The organism is Paraflavitalea pollutisoli, from assembly GCF_029360705.1.
GTDB lineage: Bacteria > Bacteroidota > Bacteroidia > Chitinophagales > Chitinophagaceae > Paraflavitalea > Paraflavitalea pollutisoli.
In genome coordinates, this window is record NZ_JARKMX010000008.1 from 4112818 (window position 1) to 4133224 (window position 20407).

The window sequence follows — 20407 nt, forward strand, 5'->3', positions numbered from 1 at the left end:
TGGTTTCTACTTACGCCTTTCTACGTGCAAAGAAAGCAAATTTTGTTAACATTCAATTATATAGCGTCCCAATATTTGTTAAAATTGATGTTCTAACGAATACCCACACCATATTAACCAAAGTCTTCAAGCATTGACATTTCAGGAATCCATAACGTTGCTTGGTTCGTTTTATTTTTGCCAGTCTAAGAATTATAGATAATTCAGCAATAATTCCTTGTTTGCACCGTGCTAACATAACTATCAATCCTTGTGTTTAAGAAACGTGCCAAATCCTATATTTGCCCGGTTTTCGCAAATAAAGAACAGATAATTCACTAAACTTTGGCAGGTTACAGATCAGGAAAAAATAAGCCAGGCCAGTTCTTTACTGCGATAACAAATACCATAAGGCAATAATCATGAATTGGAAAGAAAAGTTAAAATCCGTCATCCGAAGAATAACCCAATCCAGTCCCTGGACGGGTAATTACACCAGCTGGGAAGACGCTCTTCGGCATACCAGCGGGTATGATGCACCAGCTATTCTGGAGAAGGTCAAAGAAGCCACTTTACAAGTCAAAAGGGGTGACGCGGTGTACGAACGTGATTCAGTTCTTTTCGACAAAATCGAATATTCATGGCCGCTTTTGGCTAATCTGCTATTTGTGGCTAGCCGTAACAAACAATCGCTGAAAGTTGTAGACTTTGGAGGCGCTCTGGGCAGCTCTTATTTCCAAAATCGCTCTTACCTGGCTCATCTAAAACACCTTGAATGGAATGTTGTAGAACAGGAAAATTTCGTTTCTGCTGGCCGTGCTCACCTGCAGGACAGCACGCTGCGCTTTTTCTATTCGGTAGAAGAATACCTAACGTTGCACGGCACCCCCGATGTAATATTGTTATCCTGCACGCTGCCCTATATCGAAAGGCCCTATCAGCTTTTGGAGCAATTGCTATCGTATAATATTCCCTTCCTCCTGATCGATTCTACCTATTTCAATAACGTAGCCTCAGACCGGCTTTCTGTACAAAAGATCCCCCCAGCCATTTATAAAGCATCCTACCCTGCTTGGTTCCTGAACTACACCAGGATAAAGCAACTAGTTGAGAAAAATTATAGTGTTCATACCGAACACCAGAATGACCTGTTTATCGTTCTGGATGGCGTCAGAATACCTTATCGTGGATTATTGGCTGAAAGGCGCCAATAACTCAGCTTAAACAATGGTAATCAACAGGTTTAAAGAATGCAACTAACACCATGGTCGGGCATAAGAAGGTGAAAGATTAACGAATCATTATGTTTAATCAGTCCAAACAATATTTCAGAAAAATGGCGGTATCTCGCCGGACAAGGTTGGAAGATGTGATCCGCCAGTAGCTTCCGACTGGTTATGCCACGCGCCATGCGTTCAGTACCAATCGATTATTTTTCCTAATTTTGCCGCCTTATTGTGGTTTCTTCAATAAGTTGCAAGCGTTCCCCTTAAAAAATCATTATGCCTGATAATAACACTAACCCCGACGATCAAATTAGTTTTGCGACACTTCGGTTAAGCATCCGCTACCTGCTCATAGGATTTTTCAGGTTTTGCAGCTTTATTCAGCTCGTTATCGATAAGGGGCGATTCATCATGCTGGCTGGATTTCTGGTCGGCGTAATTCCCGGCATATTGTATTACTATCAAAGCCCCAAGTACTACAAAGGGTCAATGATCCTGACATCTACGAAACTCTATAAAAAGACTTTTGCAGACATTGTGGAGCAACTTAATAACGTATCCTCCAGCGGCATGTCCAGTTCCTTGTCCAGGGAACTCAATATTTCTCCCGACATCGCCAAAGAGATCCGGTATTTTGATACCAAAAACACCTTTGACAAGCCGCTGAAAGAAGACACCTCTACTAAACTAAACCAGCCTTTCAAAATAGTAATTGGTCTCAACAACGCCGATTCCATCGCCCGGATGCAGGAAGCATTATTGGCCTATTTGAATAACAGACCTCAGTTAAAACATATCAGGGAGCAGGAGTCGCTCATCTATACGGCCAAATTAAAACAACTTGACAGCGAACTGGCTAACATCGATTCACTAAAGCGTGAATTCAATAAATTTCTCGCTACCTCAAAAATCAACGCTACAGTGTACAGCAGTGCTATTAATCCTGCCGAGATTTATGAGCAATCGATCAATCTATTACGCGAGCGGGAGTACACGCAAAGACTACTAACCATTGAAAACAACGCAGTATCCCTGTTAGACGGGTTCAAAGTGAGTGTATCTACCAGGCCCATTTCATTGATAAGACTCATTTTGATCACAGGCACCCTGGGTGTTATGCTAGGTTTTACCATATCCTTCTTGCTCGAAACCCGAAAAAAGGTTGTGCAATGAACATAAGCCAACAATTCATATCCTATTCTTTGAATAATGCTGAATCAGCTTGGGTTTTAAACTGTCATTCCCACGCCACATTCTAACTGTTCCTTTCATGAAGAAGGTTTTAACTGATAAAATGTACAGGTGGCTGGACAAATACCGGAATAACAGTTTTCTGAAAAGGATTTCTACCTTATTGATCGTAGACATTCTCGTAAGAGCTTCCAACATTGTTTTACTACCCGTATACCTGCGACTGATGTCGCAGGAGGAGTATGGAGTATATAATTACTGTCTGTCCATCGTCACAGCTTTCTCCGTATTGCTGAACTTCGGGTTATATGTATCTCAAAGCAAGTACTACTCGGATGCCCATTCGGATGAACAACGAAAGGTTGTAATATTCAATATATTCTTTTCGGTCACGACCCTGATGGCAATTATCCTGCTGCCCATCTATCTGTTCAAGCTTGACTACAGGATCATTGGCCTTTTGTTTAAAAATGACGCCAACTACCCTTTGTACCGATGGTCCATCCTGCTTGCCTTGGTCGTATCGGCCTATACTGTGATCTTGTCCAATTTCTATGTAATAACGGAGAAGATTAGGTTATTCCGGAAGTACAATATTTTTAGGTTAATCGGGGTGCATCTGGTGGTGCTGCTGGCGTTGGCCTTTATCAAAGAAGATAAGATCGGTATCAGGTTGCTCTATACTTATATTGTTGAGTTGGCCATCATTCTGCTATTTTCCGGAAACTATATTAAGGAGATGATCCCCCGAATTGACTGGAAGATCGTTCGAAGCTCCCTGAAATTAGGTATACCGGTTATGATCTCTGCCATATGGGCCATGTTCAGTAATAATGGCGAGAAATTTTTTCTGGAGAAACATGGCTCGGCACAGGACTTATCCTGCTACTATCTGGCATTTGCTATATCCAACCTGATCATTATGGTGACCCAATCAGTACAAAACGTTTGGATGCCACGTTTTCTCAAGGAAAAGGATATCAGAAAAAACATACGTGACACTAAACAACTTATTCTCAAGCTTTGCGCAGCCTTGGCCGGTCTATCCATATTATTACTATTTGGTCTCTATCTGGCGTTACAATGGAGGATCATATCCCCCGATTACTGGTTAACTATCTACATATTGCCCATTCTGTTGCTGGGGCAGATCATCAATGGTGCACTGATCATATACGTAAACTATTTCATTTATCTTGAAAAAACACATTGGGGCTTACTGATAGGGATTGCAACTTCCGTTGTTGGCCTGCTATGTGGATATTTCCTGGTCGCGATCTGGAACGTATTTGGGGCAGCGCTTGTTTACCTCTGCGTTCAATTGGTTTATTCATTATTGTATTACCTGGTAGTTAACCGCAGCTTAAAAGCCAGATTACTGGCTGCTTAAATAGCCTAATCAATGAATAATACGACAACTCCCCCATATACTTTTTCAACGGACTGGCTGGCATCTGATCCGGTCTTCTACAATACGGTCAGCGGAAAAGCAAGCCATAACATACATGAGGTAATTGATTACAGCAATATAGACTTTCATCCGGAGGGTCTGAAAAACTACCTGCGGTTTGGCTATTCAGTCTTTGAACAAACCCCTGTAAAAAATGTCAAGTTCCTTCCGCACTCGGCACATCTTCAATCAACGGCGGGACAGCTGTCCGTTATTCGGGATAAAGACGTTGCGGAACAATTCATAGCCGGCCCGGAGATCGACGAGAAACAGGTATTGGAGGCCTTACGGGCGTCGATTCAAGAATGGGAACAATCTACAACGGGCAATATCGTAATCCCTACCAGCGGTGGATTTGATTCCCGGATACTGAACGAGATGATCCGGGACAAACAAAGGATTCATTCCTATACCTACGGCATATCAGACAACCAGACAAGCTCCTATGAGGTTGTGTTTGCAAAAAAGATATCGGAGATCCTGGGCTCGAATTTTAAGCAGATCAAGATCGGCGACTTTCATCACTACTTCGATGCCTGGGATTCTATGTTTGGCATATCCACCCACGCGCATGGTATGTACCAAATGGAATTCTACGACAAGATAAAAGCCGACAACAATGCCGGCGCTCCATTGCTCAGTGGAATCATTGGCGACGCCTGGGCTGGCAGTGTCAAAATTTCTTCGATCGAAAGTCCCGGAGACCTGTTTCGCCTCGGCTACTCGCATGGTGTGCATGCCAATGCCGACGAATGCCTGCTGCAGGCAGGAGATGAACTGGCCGGTGTATTCTACGAACAAAACAGGACCAAGTTAAATGACCCGTTATTCAGGGTGGTAGAGGCCATGCGTTTGAAGATCATTTTGCTGAGCTATTTGATCAAAGTACCCAAACAATTAGGATTCAAGCCCTGGTCACCTTTCCTAGATCCTGGCCTGGCCCTCTCGATGCTTAAGATAACAGCTGCCAGAAGAAAGGATCGGGCCTGGCAGGTAGACTATTTCAAGAGTCGCTCTTTATATGTAGAATCACTGAACCTGAAACACAGCAAAAAGAACACGTTGGACAGACGGGCGATGTATTACGTGCCCATCCGTCCGTTGGATAGCAAAATTTTAGGGGAATTGTTCTCCCGCAACTATATCGACTGGATCAATAAACATACAGCCCCCAGTAATAACCTAAGGGATATGCTGGATACCATGACCTATTATCCAAAGGTTGGTGGCATACTGAAAAGAATGGGAGTAAAAGATGAAAGGCTCTCGGCTTATAATGCTTATCTGACGCTAAAACCAATAGAAACTCTTCTCATTAAACGAAACTCGGCCATATAACTATGCAATGGAAAGCCTTATTTGTGGGAGATTGTGTGTTTGAGGCATTGCCGCAAGGGCAATTCTTATCGGCTAACTTTTCGGCCATATTAAAAGATCACGCGATCCGCTCTTGCAATTTTGAGGCTCCTGTCAAAGGCTATGGTCAGCCGATCGCCAAAGCCGGTCCACATCTGGCTCAGCATGCCGGAGCCCCTAGCCTGCTGGAGGAAGCCGGATTCAATGTGATCAACCTGGCCAATAACCATATTTTTGACTACGGTGAACCAGGACTGCGTCATTCTTTGGAAGCTTTCCGTACAGCTGTTTGTACAGGCGCAGGCAAGACCCCGCAGGAAGCTTATGCACTAAAAAGGATGCAGGTTGGGACGGTAACTGTCGGCCTGTTATCTTTCTGCGAGGCGGAATTTGGTGCATTGACATTATATCACACGGAGGGAGCTGGCTACGCCTGGGTAAATCACCCCAGCGTTAATGAGTTGGTCAAAAATGCTAAACAGGAAGTCGATGTTCTACTGGTTCAATGTCATGCCGGTGTAGAACAAATTGATCTGCCGCTGCCTGAATGGAGAGCCCGCTACCGGGAATTGGTCCAGCTCGGAGCTGATGCCGTTATTGGGTGCCACCCGCATGTACCTCAGGGCTGGGAAACTTATTTGGGCAAGCCCATTTTTTATAGCCTTGGCAATTTTTATTTCGACTCCAACAGCGATCACCCACTTTGGAACAAGGGGATTGCCGTATCCCTATTGTTTGATAAAGACAGGCTCGTTTCCTTCGACGTAATCAGGCTGTCACGGTCGGGCAATATGATCGACCTTCATGATGAGCCAACATTTATTGCCCATTTGAGCCACCTCAATGACCTGCTCAATGAACCAGGATATAACAAAGCTATTCAGCAGATTGCCCTGGAACTGTGGAATAAATACTATCGCGATTATTACAGCGTGGCGTTACACGGCATTGACAGCAAGGTTAGCCTTCCCCAGTCGATCAAAACATTCGTTAAAAGAGTGTTCTTCCGTCGAAAAACAAATATTCACTTTGCTTTATTACTACACAATATCCGGATCGAAAGTCACCGGTGGATAGTAGAAAGAGCTTTAGCACAATTGATCAAATAATGGAACTGGCCCCCATCATACTATTTGTCTATAACAGGCCCGAACATACAAGGCAGACGGTGGCATCATTGCAAAAAAATCATTTTGCATCAAACAGTGAGCTTTTTATTTATTCGGACGGTCCAAGAAGCAACGATCACCGGGCATCGGTAAGTCAGGTGAGAGACTATGTGGCTAAGATTACCGGATTCAAGCAGGTCAAAATCGTGCACAGGGAAAAGAATATGGGGCTTGCCCAAAATATAAAGGACGGGGTTACCAGTATGTTAAAAACTTACAAAAACGTGATCGTGCTGGAAGACGATATGATCCTATCGCCTTACTTTCTGGAGTACATGAACCATTCGCTCCAAAAATACGAGCAGGTGGAGGAAGTTATTTCCATTCACGGCTACTGCGTACCCATTCAATATCCCCAGGCAACTTTCTTTCTAAGAGGGGCTGATTGCTGGGGTTGGGCCACCTGGCAAAGGGGATGGAAACTATTCAATGATGATGCATCTCTCCTACTTGAAAAGCTGACTCAACAAAAACTCCTGTACGCCTTCGACCTGGATGGCACATATGATTACTCGGGAATGCTTCGGCATCAGATAGATGGCAGGGTAAACTCCTGGGCTATAAAATGGTATGCTTCCGCTTTTCTGGCCAATAAGCTTACCTTGTATCCCGCCCAATCGCTGGTTCAAAACATTGGCGGTGACGGCAGTGGCACCCACCTTCAAAATGCGGAGCACAACAATACGCCCTTAAACAATCATCGCATTCTATTGCAGGATATACCGATCGAAGAATCCTATTCCGCGAGGAAGCTTATTTGCCAGCACCATTCCAAGTACCAAAACCTGAAAGGAAAGCTGAAAAGAATACTGAAATGGGGCTACTGATCAATGGAAAACACTATTAAATATTATAAGAACTGACACATGAATATCATCCGTAAAATATTACAATCGGCTCATTTCGCCCAAACACCGCCTGTGTTGGTGGACATTGGTGCGTCTGGAGAGATCAATCCTAAATGGAAAACGATTGCCCCGTATAGCGTCTGTATCGCCTTTGATGCCGATGACAGAGAATTTAATATCACGGAAGAAGAGAATAAGACTTACCGAAAGCTGCTGACCGTTAACAGGATCGTTACTGTCAACGAAAACAATACCAGTGCAGATTTTTACCTCACTGCATTCCCCTACTCTTCGTCATTGCTGGAACCGGATATGGAAAAACTCGCACCGTGGGTTTTCAAAGACCTGTTCATTGTCAGCAAAAAGACTCAGCTCCCCGCCATTACGCTAACGAAAGCACTCGAGCAGGCCGGAATCCAATATATTGACTGGTTTAAAACGGATACACAGGGAACCGATCTGCGTATATTCAAGCATCTTCCCGAACGTCTTCAAGCCGGTATCCTGGTTGCGGATCTCGAACCAGGCATAATGGACGCTTACAAAGGCGAAGACAAGCTTCATGACGTAATGGCCGAAATGGATAAGCATGTATTCTGGCTGTCTTCAATGAAAGTGTTAGGCACGCAACGCCTGAATGCTTCGCTAGTTCCATCTATCGGGTCCTTTCTGAGCAAAAGAGTTATCAGAAAAAGTCCAGGCTGGGCAGAAGTAACGTATCTGCGTCAACCACAAGTCAAAACAGAACGAAGTCTTCTTTTGCAGTTTGTTTTCGCCTTGCTTGAAAAGCAATATGGCTTTGCCCTGGAGATCGCAGCCTGCGGCACCCGTCAATACAACACACCAATTTTTAAGGAATGCGAACAAGCCGTGTGGCGTAAGATCCGGTCCGAAAAACTAAAAGCACCATTAGTTATACTTAAAAGGCAGGTTAATAAGCTATTTGGCAACCTGATAGATTAATAACTGTGCAGAAAAATTCAATGCCCATTTTTAAAGAATCGATTCATGATCAACTTCTGCACATTATTTGACTCCAATTACCTCGCACGGGGACTTGCTTTGTACGAGTCGCTGAATAAGGTATGTTCTGCCTTTCACCTTTATGTGGTAGCCTTTGATGATCTTTCGTACAATTACCTGAAAAGCGCTGGTAAGCCAAACCTGACTCCCATTAGCTTGAACGACTTCGAAGATCCGGAATTACTCGCGGTAAAGCCAACCCGGTCGATTGCTGAATACTGTTGGACCTGCACCCCCTCTATAATCCTGTACTGTATCCGGAATTTCAATCTTCATTCATGTACCTATGTGGATGCAGACATGATCTTCTACGAGGATCCGAAAATTCTATTCGATGAGTTAAAAGAAAAATCGGTGCTAATTACAGAGCATCGCTATTCCAGGGAATATGATCACGCTGCCACCCATGGCATTTACTGTGTTCAGTTTATGTACTTTAAAAATGATGTAAGGGGTACTTTAGCCCTTACCTGGTGGCGCGACAGATGCATTGAATGGTGTTATGCTTACCAGGAAGACGGCAAATTTGGAGACCAAAAGTACCTGGATGACTGGACTACCCGGTTTGAAGGGGTACATGTACTACAACATCCCGGAGGCGGAGTAGCTCCCTGGAATCTTCAACAATACACTTTCCAGCAACACCATGGGCATGTCAAGATCACCCGGCTGAAGGATGGACAATCCTTTCCGCTCGTATTCTTTCATTTCCATGGACTGAAATTCTACACCAACAATACCGTTTCCTGCTCGGGTACGTTGTATGAAATAGAAGACACGATAAAGAGCCTCGTATACATTCCGTATATCAAGCTTTTGATAGCAACGGAGGCAGCTATCAAAAAAGACCATCCGGCATTGAACGCTAATGGAAAACGCTCCCCCTCTTTATCCAAACCCAAGATTTATCTTGAGTTTATGAAAGAACTACTCATCAATTTTAGACTCGGTAAACTATCGCCATTTAAACTACGGACTTATAATTTCAAAAAACACTACCATTATTACAATTTATCTAATTTAGAATAGTATGGCCTACCTTATCGACCTAAAAACCTTTACTGATAAAAGGGGAAATCTGACAGTTATAGAAAAGGTGCTACCTTTTGAAACAAAAAGGATCTTTTACATTTACGGGGTAGACTCGTCTGTCCGTGGCGGTCATCGGCACAAAAAAACCATACAAGCAGCCATCTGCCTGACAGGTTCTTGTGAAATATACAATAACGACGGCAACACAGAGCAGCAGTTTTTGCTGGACGCACCACATAAATGTCTGGTATTAGAACCCAGTGATTGGCATACCATGAGCAATTTTACTGAAAATGCAATCCTGATGGTACTCGCATCTGAATACTACGAACAGGAAGATTACATCTTTAAACCTTACAGCAATGATTGAATACGAAAATCTTAGCAAGGCGAATGCTACTTTCTTTACCGAATATGAAGCTACTTTCAAGAATGTAATGGAAGGCGGATGGTATATTTTGGGAAATTCAGTTAAGCAATTCGAGCTTGAATTCGCCAACTACTGCGGTTCTCAATATTGCAGTGGGGTGGCCAATGGCCTGGACGCTCTCATCTTATCCCTTAAATCCTTTGATTTTGAACCAGGGGATGAAGTTATAGTCCCTTCAAATACCTATATAGCAACGATCTTATCTATTGTTCAAAATCAATTGACGCCAGTTCTGGTAGAGCCGGATATTAACACTTACAATATTGATCCCGCAAAAATTGAAGAAAAGATCACCAGCAGAACGCGGGCGATTATGGTGGTACATTTATATGGTAAACTGTGTGCTATGGACAAGATCATGGCGATTGCCACAAAACACAACCTAAAAGTAATTGAAGATTGTGCCCAGGCCCATGGCGCATCACTCAACAATAAGAAAGCGGGTAATTGGGGACATTTTGGCGCTTTTAGTTTCTACCCCACTAAGAATTTGGGAGCAATTGGAGACGCGGGTGCAGTTACCACCAACGACGACTCCCTCTTCGCCAAAATAAATGTTTTCAGGAATTACGGCTCTCATGTAAAATACCATAACGAAGTAGTTGGATTTAATTCAAGGTTGGATGAAATTCAGGCAGCATTCCTAAGTGTTAAGCTAAAGCAACTCGATGAGATCACCGCACACAAACAGCAATTGGCCAGCCTTTACCATCAAGGGCTAAAACCGTCGTTTATCAAACCGGTTACCGAGCCTGGCTATGAAGATGTATACCATATTTATTGCATCAGGCACCCGCAAAGGGACCAATTGAAAGAATACCTCCTCAACAATGGCATTAAGACAGAGATTCACTATCCCGTTTCACCTAATAAGCAGAAGGCCATGAAAGGTATTTTGGATCATTGCGAAACGCCGATCTCAGAGGAAATTCACCGCACAACCTTGAGTTTACCTATTTCATTTTATCATTCGCAGAACGATATTGAAAGAGTTATCGATGTATTGAATCGCTTTTAACACATTCAGTAATTGACCTGGCGATCAGTTGAAAAATAATGCATGGTCGAAGCAAAACATATGAATGAGGTTCCTGGTATAAATAGGTACATGCCTATAGCTGTACTATACTTCTTCCTAAACAGCGTGCTACTGCCGCACGGACTGCTTTATACCACCCTCTTAACACCAGTATTCCTCTATTGGCTATACCTGCAGAGAGGTTTGGCGAAAGTGGGAGTTTTTTTTGTTGTTAGCATTCCTTATGCGATCATTCATTATTATAATGGAGTTGATTCGGCTTATTATCTGAAATCAACAACACTGCTTTTTTGCTCCTATGTTTTTTGTATAAGCTTTTATCATTTTTTACAAAAATGCAGTAGTCTTCGAGTGGTCCTGAAGGACATACTCCTGATTAACTTTTTACTTGTCATTATAGCCTTATTGACTTTTCCAGTTGGATTTTTAAAGGACATTTTTTGGCTAACCACTGAGATCACAACCGGCTTTTCGGGGGTCAAAAGGCTACAGCTTTTGACGTACGAGCCATCTTATTACTCGACTCTGTTGATCCCTATTGCCCTTTATTACTACCTAAAAATGATGGCGCGAAGTCTTCCCCATCAAAAGACCTATTTAGTCCTGGTAACATTGCCATTATTGCTATCACTTTCTTTTGGAGTCATTTCTGCAATATTGTTGGCACTCATAATCGTCACATTACCAAGCTTTAAACTTTTTTTCCCAAAGTTTGCCAACCCTGTTGTCTTTATATTCCTCGCGGGCATATTGTTGTTATCTCTCATCATTGCCAGTCAACTATTTCCCGACAACCTCCTGTTTGCCCGTATCAACAATGTATTGGCAGGTACAGACACTTCTTTTTTGGGGAGGACCTATGATTCATTCTACCTTGGTTGGGAAATCGCCAGTGAAAAAAGCCTGTGGTTTGGGTGTGGACCAGGACAGGCAAAATTAGTTGGCCTTGATAATTACCGGGAATTCTATAACCATACGCTTTTCACCAGTGCTGATGTCAAAATACCGAATAGTCTGGGAGACACCTTAGCTACTTACGGCCTCCTGGGCTTGCTCACACGGCTGGCTGCCGAAATTGTGCTTTTCTTTAAAACGAAAGTTTATTCCAATTACTATCGGCTAGCCCTTTTTGCATCCATCTTCATTTACCAGTTTACAGGAAGCTTTATCACAAATATTGCTGAATACGTAATTTGGATCATGGCGTTTTATCCCGGACTATTTACAGAATTTGATAAAACAGTATTAAACAAACATTTAAGCGGGAAGCAAAATCCGGCATCATAAATCCATGAAGGTCTTATTTATTTCCCGCGCTACTTTATATACAGACAAGGGTGGAGATACTATCCAGGTAATCAATACTGCCCACTACTTGCAGAACTTGGGAATAGACGTTACCATCCGACTTTGCAACGAAACAATAGACTACTCAGGCTTCGACCTGCTGCATTTCTTTAATATCATTCGGCCAGCAGATATTCTGATCCACATTCAACGGTCGGGAAAACCATTTGTAATCTCGACGATCTATGTTGATTATGCAGAATATGAAAAAACGGTACGTGGCGGAGTGGCAGGTTTCGTTTTCAGAACTTTCAGCCCCGACCTTATTGAGTACGCCAAAGTACTGGCTCGGGCATTAATCAATGGAGAAAAGATCATCAGCCCATCATATGTATTACTAGGACACAGCCGTTCCATTAAGAAGATCATCCGGAATGCAGCGATGCTGCTACCAAATTCCGAAAACGAGTACCTGCGCCTATTGGCTCATTACCATACTAAAGGAAATTACCGGGTGATCCCTAATGCGATCAACCCGTCGCTTTTCAGCATTGGCAAAACAGAGCTACAACGAGATAATCAATTGATCCTATGCGTCGGTCGGATCGAAGGGCGAAAAAATCAACTCAACCTGATCCGGGCAGTCAATAACACGGCCTACCGATTGATACTCATTGGCTCCCCTTCTCCTAATCAACGGCAATACTATGCGGCCTGTGAAGCAGAAGCCGGCCCCAACGTATCGTTCATCGACGTGCTACCCCAGGAAGAACTGGTACGTTACTACCAACTGGCCAAAGTACATGTTTTAGCCAGTTGGTTCGAAACCACCGGCCTGAGCAGTCTGGAAGCAGCAGCCATGGGATGTAATATTGTGGTCACCGAGAAAGGGGATACCAGGGAGTATTTTGAGAATTATGCTTATTATTGCGATCCGTCTTCTCCTACCTCAATCCAGGCTGCCATCGATAATGCAGCCAGAGCTGCATTCGATCCCAGACTGCAGGAAAAGATCAATTCGCACCTAACCTGGGAGCAAACGGCACTAAAAACACTGGCCGCCTATCAAGAAATTATAAGACCAGTTTAATATGAAAATCGCCATTATAGGTACAAGAGGTATTCCGAATAAGTACGGAGGCTTTGAACAATTTGCTGAATTTATTGCGCCAGCCCTTGTACAAAGAGGCCATGAAGTATTTGTCTACAACTCCTCACTACATCCCTTTCAGGAGTCTACCTATAAAGGAGTTCAACTGATCCGAAAAGCAGACCCCGAAAACAAGGTTGGCACCTTCGGACAGTTTATCTATGACCTGAACTGTATCCTAGACAGTCGCAAAAGAGAATTCGACATTATCCTGCAGCTCGGCTATACCAGCAGCAGCGTATGGTCATTTCTCTTCCCGAAGAAAGCTGTCATTATTACCAATATGGACGGACTGGAATGGAAACGTAGCAAGTATCCCAGGCCTGTACAACAATTTCTGAAACGCGCAGAAAAATGGGCAGCACTCGGTAGTGATAAACTGATTGCAGATTCCAAAGGGATCCAGTCTTACTTGTTGGAAAAGTACCAAAAGCCTTCTGCCTTTATTGCGTACGGAGCTAGTTTGTTTACCAATCCCAACAGCGCTCAACTGGCCCCCTTCGGCTTGACGCCCTACAATTACAATTTATTGATCGCTCGTATGGAACCAGAAAACAATATCGAAACGATATTGCAGGGGCACCATCAGGCTGAAACCCGCCATCAACTGATCCTGATTGGCAACCATTCGAACAAATTTGGAACCTACCTGAAAAACAAATACGAAACAGAGCATATCCGGTTCATAGGCCCAGTATATGATTTGCAGGTACTGAACGACTTACGTCACTTTTCGCATTTGTACTTTCACGGGCATTCAGTAGGCGGAACCAATCCCTCACTGTTGGAAGCCATGGCTTCCCAGTCGCTGATTGTGGCCAACGACAATATTTTCAATAAAACAGTACTGGAGCAGGATGCTTTTTATTTCTCCTCACCCGCCGATATAGCCATGCTCCTCGATCAAAAGATCAATAAAAGCGACTTTGGCTCGTTCCTACAACGAAACAATGAGAAAATAGTCAATGACTATTCCTGGGAATATATTACCAATACACTGGAAAAATATTTAACTGATGCCCTATCTGAGCAAGGAAAATAGCATCGCTCTCCTGACGAAATTGAAATTATTCCTGCTGTGGGGTATCGGGTTTACGATTGTCTTTTCGTTGCTCAACCTCAACAGTATTTTCCTGGTGAGCCTTACCGGCGCCTGGCTACTACAAACATTGCTGGAGGGAACTCTTTATAAAAAATTGGATCGCCTGCGGAAAGACCGTCTGTTTGTTGCCTACATCTTGTATTTTCTCGTAGAGACTTCCGGACTACTACACGCAACAGACCTCGGGGCGGGACTAAAAAATTTTGAAAGCAAACTGGCCTTTCTCGCTTTACCGGTTGTGTTCTGCACATCGGTTATCAGTAAAGACACCAGAAAGCAGGTGCTGACTGGCTTTACCATTGCAGTAACCGTTGCATCACTGTACTGCCTATTATTAAGTGTGAAATTCTACTTGCAGCAACATTCAACCGAATTGTTCTACTACCATGGATTGGTCAGCCATCTCGATCATCATGCAGTGTATTTTTCGGTCTTCATTTTTATCAGCTTCATATACCTGTTGCTGAATACAGATGTACCGGACTGGCTGGCAAATCGAAAGTGGTTTCGGATTATCTGGATGTCATTTTACTTTGTGCTGTTGATCCTGCTGGCTTCCAAAATGCTCCTGATCATTTTGATCCCGGTTGTACTATATGTGACACTGAATCGGTTCTCCCATATCAGTAAACAAAAGCTGATCGTCGTTACAAGCATCCTGCTCGTACTAGGTTTGACAGCTATTTTCGCAACCAATAATCCTATCCGCAAACGCTTTGCTGATCTTCAATCTACTAAACTGACGTTTCTGCAACAGGAAAAATACTCCCCCGGGGAATATTTTAACGGAATCGAATTAAGGTTGTTACTCTGGCGCTTTACCTACGAGATACTTACAGAAAAAAAAGCCTGGCTATTCGGTTTGTCGCCCTCCGATGCTCAACCAGCACTGAAGCAAAAATATCTCGCGGTCAATATGTATGCAGGAGATGGTAAAAGTAACCAGGGATACCTGGTATTCAACTGTCACAATCAGTATTTGCAAACAACCCTACAATCGGGGCTATTAGGATTGGCTGCCTTGTTGTTCTGGTGTTTTGCACTCGTTGCCCAGGCGGTAAGAAAGAAAGACCTTTTGCTAAACGCACTGGTTACGGTACTATTGATCTTCTTTTTCAGCGAGTCTGTCTTTGAAAGACAATACGGCATCATACTGTGCACATTTTTCCCACTGTTTCTGCTTTATAGCCAGCGTAGTTTAAAAGAAAAAGCGTTGTCTTAATTACACATATACTTTTTTGATTCTGGAGAACCTGGACCTATAGGCTTTTACAATAGCACCCAGACCTATCCGCTCTACAAACTTTGGTAAGGCGATGGCTATAACATGTTTATAGAAATATAGATAATTACGCCATTTTCTGGCAGGTAGGTAGTTATTTTTAATGGCCAATGTCTCACGGCACCCCAACATCCAACGTTTATCACTGAAACCCTCCCAACGCATGTTGGAAATTACCTGATCAACGTAGCCGAAACGACAACCATTGACCTTTAACCGTAGCATTAGATCATAGTCCATGGCGCATCGAAAGGATAGGTCAAATGTGCCAAATTGCTGGTAGCACGTCGACTTGACAAAAACCGTCGGATGATTCACCGACATTTCCTTCTCCAGAAATAGTAGATTTCCCTTGATCATGAAATCCTTTTTCCCTTCCTTCCACAACTGTAGGTTGCCGAAAACGACATCGTAACTGCTGCCCTGTTCAACGATATTTTTAACAGCATCCGGCTCGTACCAGTCATCGGCATTGATAATCCCAATGATATTTCCGGTAGCTGCCCGGATGCCCTTATTGAAAGCGTCACTGATCCCTTTATCCGGTTCACTGATCACCACCGCAATCTTGTCTTCATATTTGCGTACGATTGACAGGGTATTGTCTTTAGAGCCGCCATCCACAATGATGTACTCAATATGCTGATACGTTTGTCCTAAAACACTTTTAATAGTATGCTCTATGTATTTTTCGCCATTGTACACAATGGTTACGATCGAAACCAGTGGAAGTTGATCCATGCTGCAAATTTAATACATATTGCCATTACAGCCCCTTGCATGATTTCCAATTGTCGTATAGCCGTGACATATATTTGTCCAATGCTTCATTTTCTCCTATTTTGCCTATCCTAGCAGGACACACTATGAAAAGAGTTCTAAAAAGCGGCGTACTACAGCGGATCAGTGATGTAGTACTCAGTCCCGTCACCTTAATCAGCGCCATTTGGTTTAAATTTGTCAGTAGCACTTCCCCAAAAAAAATGCCGCTGAGCGAAAGCATTTTCATGAAAGTGGGCGTGCTACCGATCAAAGATCATTATTATCAGCCGCTCATCAACCCTAACAAACACCTTAGCAAACCGTTGAACGATGACAGGCCGCTGCCCGGCATCGAATGGAATGTAAGAGAACAGTTGAACATACTACAATCTTTTGACTACAATACAGAATTGGCTGCCATCCCCCGGAATCAAAAAGATGTCGTAGGCCACGAGTATTATTACAACAATCATTCATTTTGCCCCGGTGACGGTGAATTTCTCTACAATATGATCCGTCACTTCAAGCCTCGCAGGATCATTGAAATAGGATGTGGGTACTCCACTATGATGGCTGTACGGGCCGAAAAAAAGAATGCTGCGGACAACGTGGATCATGCCTGCCAACACACCTGTATAGAGCCCTATGAAATGCCATGGCTGGAGCAGCTGGATGTTCAGGTAATTCGCAAGAAAGTAGAAGACGTTGATAAAGAAATATTTACTCACCTGGAAGCTAACGATATCCTGTTTATTGATTCATCCCATATGATCAGGCCACAAGGGGACGTGCTGTTCGAGTTCCTGGAAGTATTACCAATTCTGAAAAAAGGAGTGATCGTTCACGTACATGACATATTCAGCCCCCGGGACTATCCCAAAGAATGGATCATTGACAATCACTGCATGTGGAATGAGCAATACCTGCTGGAAGCCTTTTTAATGTTCAATACGCAGTTTCGAATCATTGGCGCGTTGAATTTTCTGAAGCACCATCACCGCCAAGCTTTCGACGCAAAATGCCCGAATTCCGGCGCCATTGGCGATGACGAACCCGGCTCCTTCTGGATGATCCGTCATTAACGGTTGCAGGTTAGTCTTGCTATTCTGCTATTTTGTTTGGAAATTGAACATTTTACCGGCAACTCGGTTAGTTCCCTGTATCCCCAAGCACAAATAGCTATGAAAATATTAATAAATTATCTCAAGCCTTATAAGTGGCTGGTATTCCTTGTATTACTCCTGGCCGCCATCAATATTGGCTTCTCCCTCATGGATCCTGTGATCTTCGGGCGGCTGGTCAATTTCGCTTTTTATTATCGCGACAACCCTACAAAATTCGACTGGCATAGCTTCCTGTTTACCTTCGATAAGGAACGCTGGGGGGTGGTGCCCCTGCTGCTGGCATCCATTTCGGTGGCCATGGTCAGCCGGATCGCCAAGAATTTCCAGGATTACTTTATGACCGTCGTGGTCCAAAAGTTCGGCGCCAAAGTATTTACCGACGGATTGCGGCAAGCCATGCGTCTCCCCTACCACGAGTTCGAAGACCAACGTAGCGGTGAAACCTTATCGGTACTCGGAAAGGTGCGGATTGACACCGAAAAGTTCATCGGCTACTTCGTAAACATTCTCTTTACCGTTGTCATAGGCGTTGTTGTCGTCTCAGTTTTCGCCTTTCGCATTCACTGGGCCCTGCCACTGGTTTATTTTGGTGGTATTGCCATATTGATGTTCATTTCCAACCTGCTGAGCAAAAAGGTAAAGACCATCCAAAAAGTGATTGTAAAAGAAACCACTGCCCTCGCCGGTGCCACTACCGAATCACTCCGCAATATCGAACTGGTTAAGAGTCTTGGACTGACAGACCAGGAAATAAACCGCCTGAATACCAATACCTACAAAATACTGGGATTGGAAGTCAAGAAAGTGAAGCGGGTCCGTAGCATCGCTTTTATTCAGGGTACTTTTGTAAATACCCTTCGTCAAGTGATCCTGTTCCTGATGATGTGGCTGATCTTTGAAAAAGAAATGGATGCCGGACAATTGGTGACCATGCAGATCTTCTCCTTCTTCATCTTTGGCCCGTTGCAGGAAATTGGCAGCATTATCCTGGCCTATCGGGAAGCCGAAGTATCTCTCCATAATTTCGAAACCCTGATGAAAAAAGAACCCGAAGTGGAGCCTTTTGAACCAAAACATCTTGGTAACATTGAAACACTCGAATTTCAGTTTGTAGGATTTAAACACCTCACAGCACAGCAAAAGGCCATCGACAATATACATTTCTCGGTCAAGACCGGTGAAACCATTGCCTTCGTAGGGCCTTCCGGCTCCGGCAAATCTACCCTTATGAAATTACTGGTGGGCCTGTACCGGCCACAAGAGGGAAAGATCCTGTACAATGGCATCGATGAAACGGCAATCCGGTTCGACGATCTGCGAAGTCAGATAGGATTTGTGACCCAGGAAACACAGCTTTTTGCGGGCACGATCAAAGAAAACCTGTTGTTTGTAAAACCCGGTGCCACCGAAGCGGAGTTACTGGACGCCCTGCAAAAAGCAGCCTGCCTGCAATTGCTTTCCCGAGCGGAAAAAGGCATCAATACAATGATCGGCGAAGGCGGACTTAAACTTTCCGGTGGTGAAAAGCAACGGTTATCCATTGCACGGGCACTACTACGGAAACCACATCTGCTGATATTTGATGAAGCAACCTCCTCACTCGATTCACTCACCGAAGAGGAGATCACCAATACCATTAAGCAGGTTTCGTCGCAACGCAACCAGATCACCGTACTGATCGCTCACCGCCTTTCCACCATCATGCATGCCGACCGCATTTATGTACTGGAGAAAGGAGACATCGTCGAGACCGGTTCACACGATCAATTACTCGAAGAAAAGGGGCTCTATTATGCCATGTGGCGTCAGCAGATCGGTGAAAGAAAGAAAACGATGGCAGTCTGATCTTGTAAAGATCGCACCAGTATAAGGCCCCTGCCTCCACGGAAGCAGGGGCCTTACATTTTGACCCTTGTAATTGGCAGCTTATCTTTGCGCCCATGCCAGCCACATCCAAACCAAACTACTTCTGGAGCATACTTACGATGACATGCCCCCGGTGCAGAAAGGGACCAATGTTTAGCAACAAAAACCCCTGGAACTTTAAAAAGTTGTTTGACATGCCAGTAAGCTGTCCGCAATGTGGGCAACGATACGAGCTGGAACCAGGCTTTTGGTATGGAACCGGCTATGTCAGTTACGCGTTATCAGTGGCGCTCTCGGTCACCACCTTCGTCGCCTGGTTTGTATTGATTGGTATGTCTACCTCCGACAACCGTTTCTTCTTCTGGTTGGGAACCAACATTTTTCTGCTTATCGCCCTTCAGCCCTGGCTGATGCGCCTTAGCCGGGTAATCTACCTGTACTTTTTTGTAAAATACGATCCTAACCATAAAGACAAACCAGCTGTCGGGGAGTAAGATTGAGTTGAAACGGGTGAATGAGCTCAACCGGATTGTACCATTTGCATCAATAACTTTATTGATCTTCATCCCGGCTGTCACGTACACCAAGGATATTGGTAAAAAAGTTGACCCGCGTCTCTTTTTCCATGTCTTTCAGTTGCAGCTCAAGCGCTTTGGTACTCAGGGAGATTTCCAGCAGTGAAATGATGAGCGATGCCATAAAGAATCCAATGCTGATGGCAAATATGAGGTAGCTGGCGGTTTCCCAGTTCCTGAATATACAGTACATGCAAACCACGCAAAACAGGAAGCTTAGTACCCCCATGGCTTGCATGGACCTGATCAACCTGATCCGCGTGCGCAGGTTACGGATCTGCTCCACGATATGCTTCTGGTTGGGATCTTTCTGGTACTTATCATGCAGGTTCCGGATCAGGCTGGCCAACGCAAGAAAACGGTTGGTATAGGCCAGCATCAGCAGTGAGATCGCCGGAAACAGTAACGCAGGGGTCGTAATAGAAAGCTCCATGAACATAATTTGATACTAAAATACAATCTTGCCATCAAAAACACCAGCCTCGCCGGCACTACCAACCCAGGCAATAATAATTT

19 protein-coding genes are annotated in these 20407 nt (G+C 44.0%); 17 read left to right on the forward strand and 2 right to left on the reverse strand.

The window, feature by feature from the left end:
• The first annotated feature begins 401 nt into the window (after window positions 1-401).
• The 14 genes from P2W70_RS29920 (at window position 402) to P2W70_RS29985 (ending at window position 15504) form a co-directional block, all read left to right on the forward strand.
• On the forward strand, window positions 402-1193 hold the full coding sequence (locus P2W70_RS29920; protein WP_276485255.1) for a methyltransferase, TIGR04325 family: 792 nt from the start codon (window positions 402-404) through the stop codon (window positions 1191-1193).
• 288 nt (window positions 1194-1481) lie between these two features.
• Window positions 1482-2378 carry a hypothetical protein gene (locus tag P2W70_RS29925; RefSeq protein WP_276485256.1) on the forward strand — a complete coding sequence of 299 codons (897 nt, stop codon included), beginning with the start codon at window positions 1482-1484 and terminating at the stop codon, window positions 2376-2378.
• A 97-nt stretch (window positions 2379-2475) separates the two neighbouring features.
• Window positions 2476-3786: a lipopolysaccharide biosynthesis protein gene (locus P2W70_RS29930; RefSeq protein WP_276485257.1), complete on the forward strand. Its 1311-nt coding sequence runs from the start codon at window positions 2476-2478 to the stop codon at window positions 3784-3786.
• A gap of 12 nt (window positions 3787-3798) precedes the next feature.
• Window positions 3799-5184 (forward strand): hypothetical protein, encoded by a 1386-nt coding sequence (locus P2W70_RS29935; RefSeq protein WP_276485258.1) that lies wholly within the window; start codon window positions 3799-3801, stop codon window positions 5182-5184.
• A gap of 2 nt (window positions 5185-5186) precedes the next feature.
• A complete protein-coding gene (locus P2W70_RS29940) occupies window positions 5187-6311 on the forward strand; it encodes a CapA family protein (RefSeq protein WP_276485259.1) in 1125 nt (374 codons plus the stop codon).
• Window positions 6311-7198: a glycosyltransferase gene (locus P2W70_RS29945; RefSeq protein ID WP_276485260.1), complete on the forward strand. Its 888-nt coding sequence runs from the start codon at window positions 6311-6313 to the stop codon at window positions 7196-7198. Before P2W70_RS29940 ends, P2W70_RS29945 begins: the two co-directional genes overlap by 1 nt.
• Before the next feature lie 39 nt (window positions 7199-7237).
• On the forward strand, window positions 7238-8182 hold the full coding sequence (locus tag P2W70_RS29950) for a hypothetical protein (protein ID WP_276485261.1): 945 nt from the start codon (window positions 7238-7240) through the stop codon (window positions 8180-8182).
• A 45-nt stretch (window positions 8183-8227) separates the two neighbouring features.
• Complete coding sequence (locus P2W70_RS29955) at window positions 8228-9271, forward strand: hypothetical protein (RefSeq protein WP_276485262.1); 1044 nt, start codon at window positions 8228-8230, stop codon at window positions 9269-9271.
• Between the two features lies 1 nt (window position 9272).
• Window positions 9273-9644: a sugar 3,4-ketoisomerase gene (locus tag P2W70_RS29960; protein ID WP_276485263.1), complete on the forward strand. Its 372-nt coding sequence runs from the start codon at window positions 9273-9275 to the stop codon at window positions 9642-9644.
• A complete protein-coding gene (locus P2W70_RS29965) occupies window positions 9637-10722 on the forward strand; it encodes a DegT/DnrJ/EryC1/StrS family aminotransferase (RefSeq protein WP_276485264.1) in 1086 nt (361 codons plus the stop codon). Before P2W70_RS29960 ends, P2W70_RS29965 begins: the two co-directional genes overlap by 8 nt.
• A gap of 42 nt (window positions 10723-10764) precedes the next feature.
• Complete coding sequence (locus P2W70_RS29970; RefSeq protein ID WP_276485265.1) at window positions 10765-12030, forward strand: hypothetical protein; 1266 nt, start codon at window positions 10765-10767, stop codon at window positions 12028-12030.
• Window positions 12031-12034: 4 nt separating this feature from the next.
• Window positions 12035-13120: a glycosyltransferase family 4 protein gene (locus P2W70_RS29975; protein ID WP_276485266.1), complete on the forward strand. Its 1086-nt coding sequence runs from the start codon at window positions 12035-12037 to the stop codon at window positions 13118-13120.
• Between the two features lies 1 nt (window position 13121).
• Window positions 13122-14222: a DUF1972 domain-containing protein gene (locus P2W70_RS29980; protein ID WP_276485267.1), complete on the forward strand. Its 1101-nt coding sequence runs from the start codon at window positions 13122-13124 to the stop codon at window positions 14220-14222.
• Window positions 14197-15504 carry an O-antigen ligase family protein gene (locus P2W70_RS29985; protein WP_276485268.1) on the forward strand — a complete coding sequence of 436 codons (1308 nt, stop codon included), beginning with the start codon at window positions 14197-14199 and terminating at the stop codon, window positions 15502-15504. Before P2W70_RS29980 ends, P2W70_RS29985 begins: the two co-directional genes overlap by 26 nt.
• On the opposite strand, the gene P2W70_RS29990 is transcribed toward P2W70_RS29985, so the two are convergent.
• Window positions 15505-16305: a glycosyltransferase family 2 protein gene (locus tag P2W70_RS29990; protein ID WP_276485269.1), complete on the reverse strand. Its 801-nt coding sequence runs from the start codon at window positions 16303-16305 to the stop codon at window positions 15505-15507.
• A gap of 125 nt (window positions 16306-16430) precedes the next feature.
• Between P2W70_RS29990 and P2W70_RS29995 the strand changes: the two genes are divergently transcribed.
• The 3 genes from P2W70_RS29995 (at window position 16431) to P2W70_RS30005 (ending at window position 19810) form a co-directional block, all read left to right on the forward strand.
• Window positions 16431-17408, forward strand: coding sequence for a class I SAM-dependent methyltransferase (locus tag P2W70_RS29995; protein WP_276485270.1), 978 nt, complete (start codon window positions 16431-16433; stop codon window positions 17406-17408).
• 99 nt (window positions 17409-17507) lie between these two features.
• Window positions 17508-19295, forward strand: a complete 1788-nt coding sequence (locus tag P2W70_RS30000) for an ABC transporter ATP-binding protein (protein ID WP_276485271.1) — start codon at window positions 17508-17510, stop codon at window positions 19293-19295.
• Window positions 19296-19465: 170 nt separating this feature from the next.
• On the forward strand, window positions 19466-19810 hold the full coding sequence (locus P2W70_RS30005; protein WP_420832405.1) for a DUF983 domain-containing protein: 345 nt from the start codon (window positions 19466-19468) through the stop codon (window positions 19808-19810).
• A 58-nt stretch (window positions 19811-19868) separates the two neighbouring features.
• Here P2W70_RS30005 and P2W70_RS30010 read toward each other — a convergent pair whose 3' ends face one another.
• Window positions 19869-20324: a DUF2721 domain-containing protein gene (locus P2W70_RS30010; RefSeq protein WP_276485273.1), complete on the reverse strand. Its 456-nt coding sequence runs from the start codon at window positions 20322-20324 to the stop codon at window positions 19869-19871.
• Window positions 20325-20407 lie beyond the last annotated feature (83 nt).

Bases quoted from the DNA above. Each gene is read 5' to 3' on its own strand.
- P2W70_RS29925 (WP_276485256.1), top strand. From the start codon at position 1,482: ATGCCTGATAATAACACTAACCCCGACGATCAAATTAGTTTTGCGACA.
- P2W70_RS29920 (WP_276485255.1), top strand. From the start codon at position 402: ATGAATTGGAAAGAAAAGTTAAAATCCGTCATCCGAAGAATAACCCAA.
- P2W70_RS29995 (WP_276485270.1), top strand. From the start codon at position 16,431: ATGAAAAGAGTTCTAAAAAGCGGCGTACTACAGCGGATCAGTGATGTA.
- P2W70_RS30005 (WP_420832405.1), top strand. From the start codon at position 19,466: ATGTTTAGCAACAAAAACCCCTGGAACTTTAAAAAGTTGTTTGACATG.
- P2W70_RS29965 (WP_276485264.1), top strand. From the start codon at position 9,637: ATGATTGAATACGAAAATCTTAGCAAGGCGAATGCTACTTTCTTTACC.
- P2W70_RS29990 (WP_276485269.1), bottom strand. From the start codon at position 16,305: ATGGATCAACTTCCACTGGTTTCGATCGTAACCATTGTGTACAATGGC.
- P2W70_RS29945 (WP_276485260.1), top strand. From the start codon at position 6,311: ATGGAACTGGCCCCCATCATACTATTTGTCTATAACAGGCCCGAACAT.
- P2W70_RS29940 (WP_276485259.1), top strand. From the start codon at position 5,187: ATGCAATGGAAAGCCTTATTTGTGGGAGATTGTGTGTTTGAGGCATTG.
- P2W70_RS29975 (WP_276485266.1), top strand. From the start codon at position 12,035: ATGAAGGTCTTATTTATTTCCCGCGCTACTTTATATACAGACAAGGGT.
- P2W70_RS29980 (WP_276485267.1), top strand. From the start codon at position 13,122: ATGAAAATCGCCATTATAGGTACAAGAGGTATTCCGAATAAGTACGGA.
- P2W70_RS29985 (WP_276485268.1), top strand. From the start codon at position 14,197: ATGCCCTATCTGAGCAAGGAAAATAGCATCGCTCTCCTGACGAAATTG.
- P2W70_RS29930 (WP_276485257.1), top strand. From the start codon at position 2,476: ATGAAGAAGGTTTTAACTGATAAAATGTACAGGTGGCTGGACAAATAC.
- P2W70_RS29935 (WP_276485258.1), top strand. From the start codon at position 3,799: ATGAATAATACGACAACTCCCCCATATACTTTTTCAACGGACTGGCTG.
- P2W70_RS29950 (WP_276485261.1), top strand. From the start codon at position 7,238: ATGAATATCATCCGTAAAATATTACAATCGGCTCATTTCGCCCAAACA.
- P2W70_RS30000 (WP_276485271.1), top strand. From the start codon at position 17,508: ATGAAAATATTAATAAATTATCTCAAGCCTTATAAGTGGCTGGTATTC.
- P2W70_RS29960 (WP_276485263.1), top strand. From the start codon at position 9,273: ATGGCCTACCTTATCGACCTAAAAACCTTTACTGATAAAAGGGGAAAT.
- P2W70_RS29955 (WP_276485262.1), top strand. From the start codon at position 8,228: ATGATCAACTTCTGCACATTATTTGACTCCAATTACCTCGCACGGGGA.
- P2W70_RS29970 (WP_276485265.1), top strand. From the start codon at position 10,765: ATGGTCGAAGCAAAACATATGAATGAGGTTCCTGGTATAAATAGGTAC.
- P2W70_RS30010 (WP_276485273.1), bottom strand. From the start codon at position 20,324: ATGGAGCTTTCTATTACGACCCCTGCGTTACTGTTTCCGGCGATCTCA.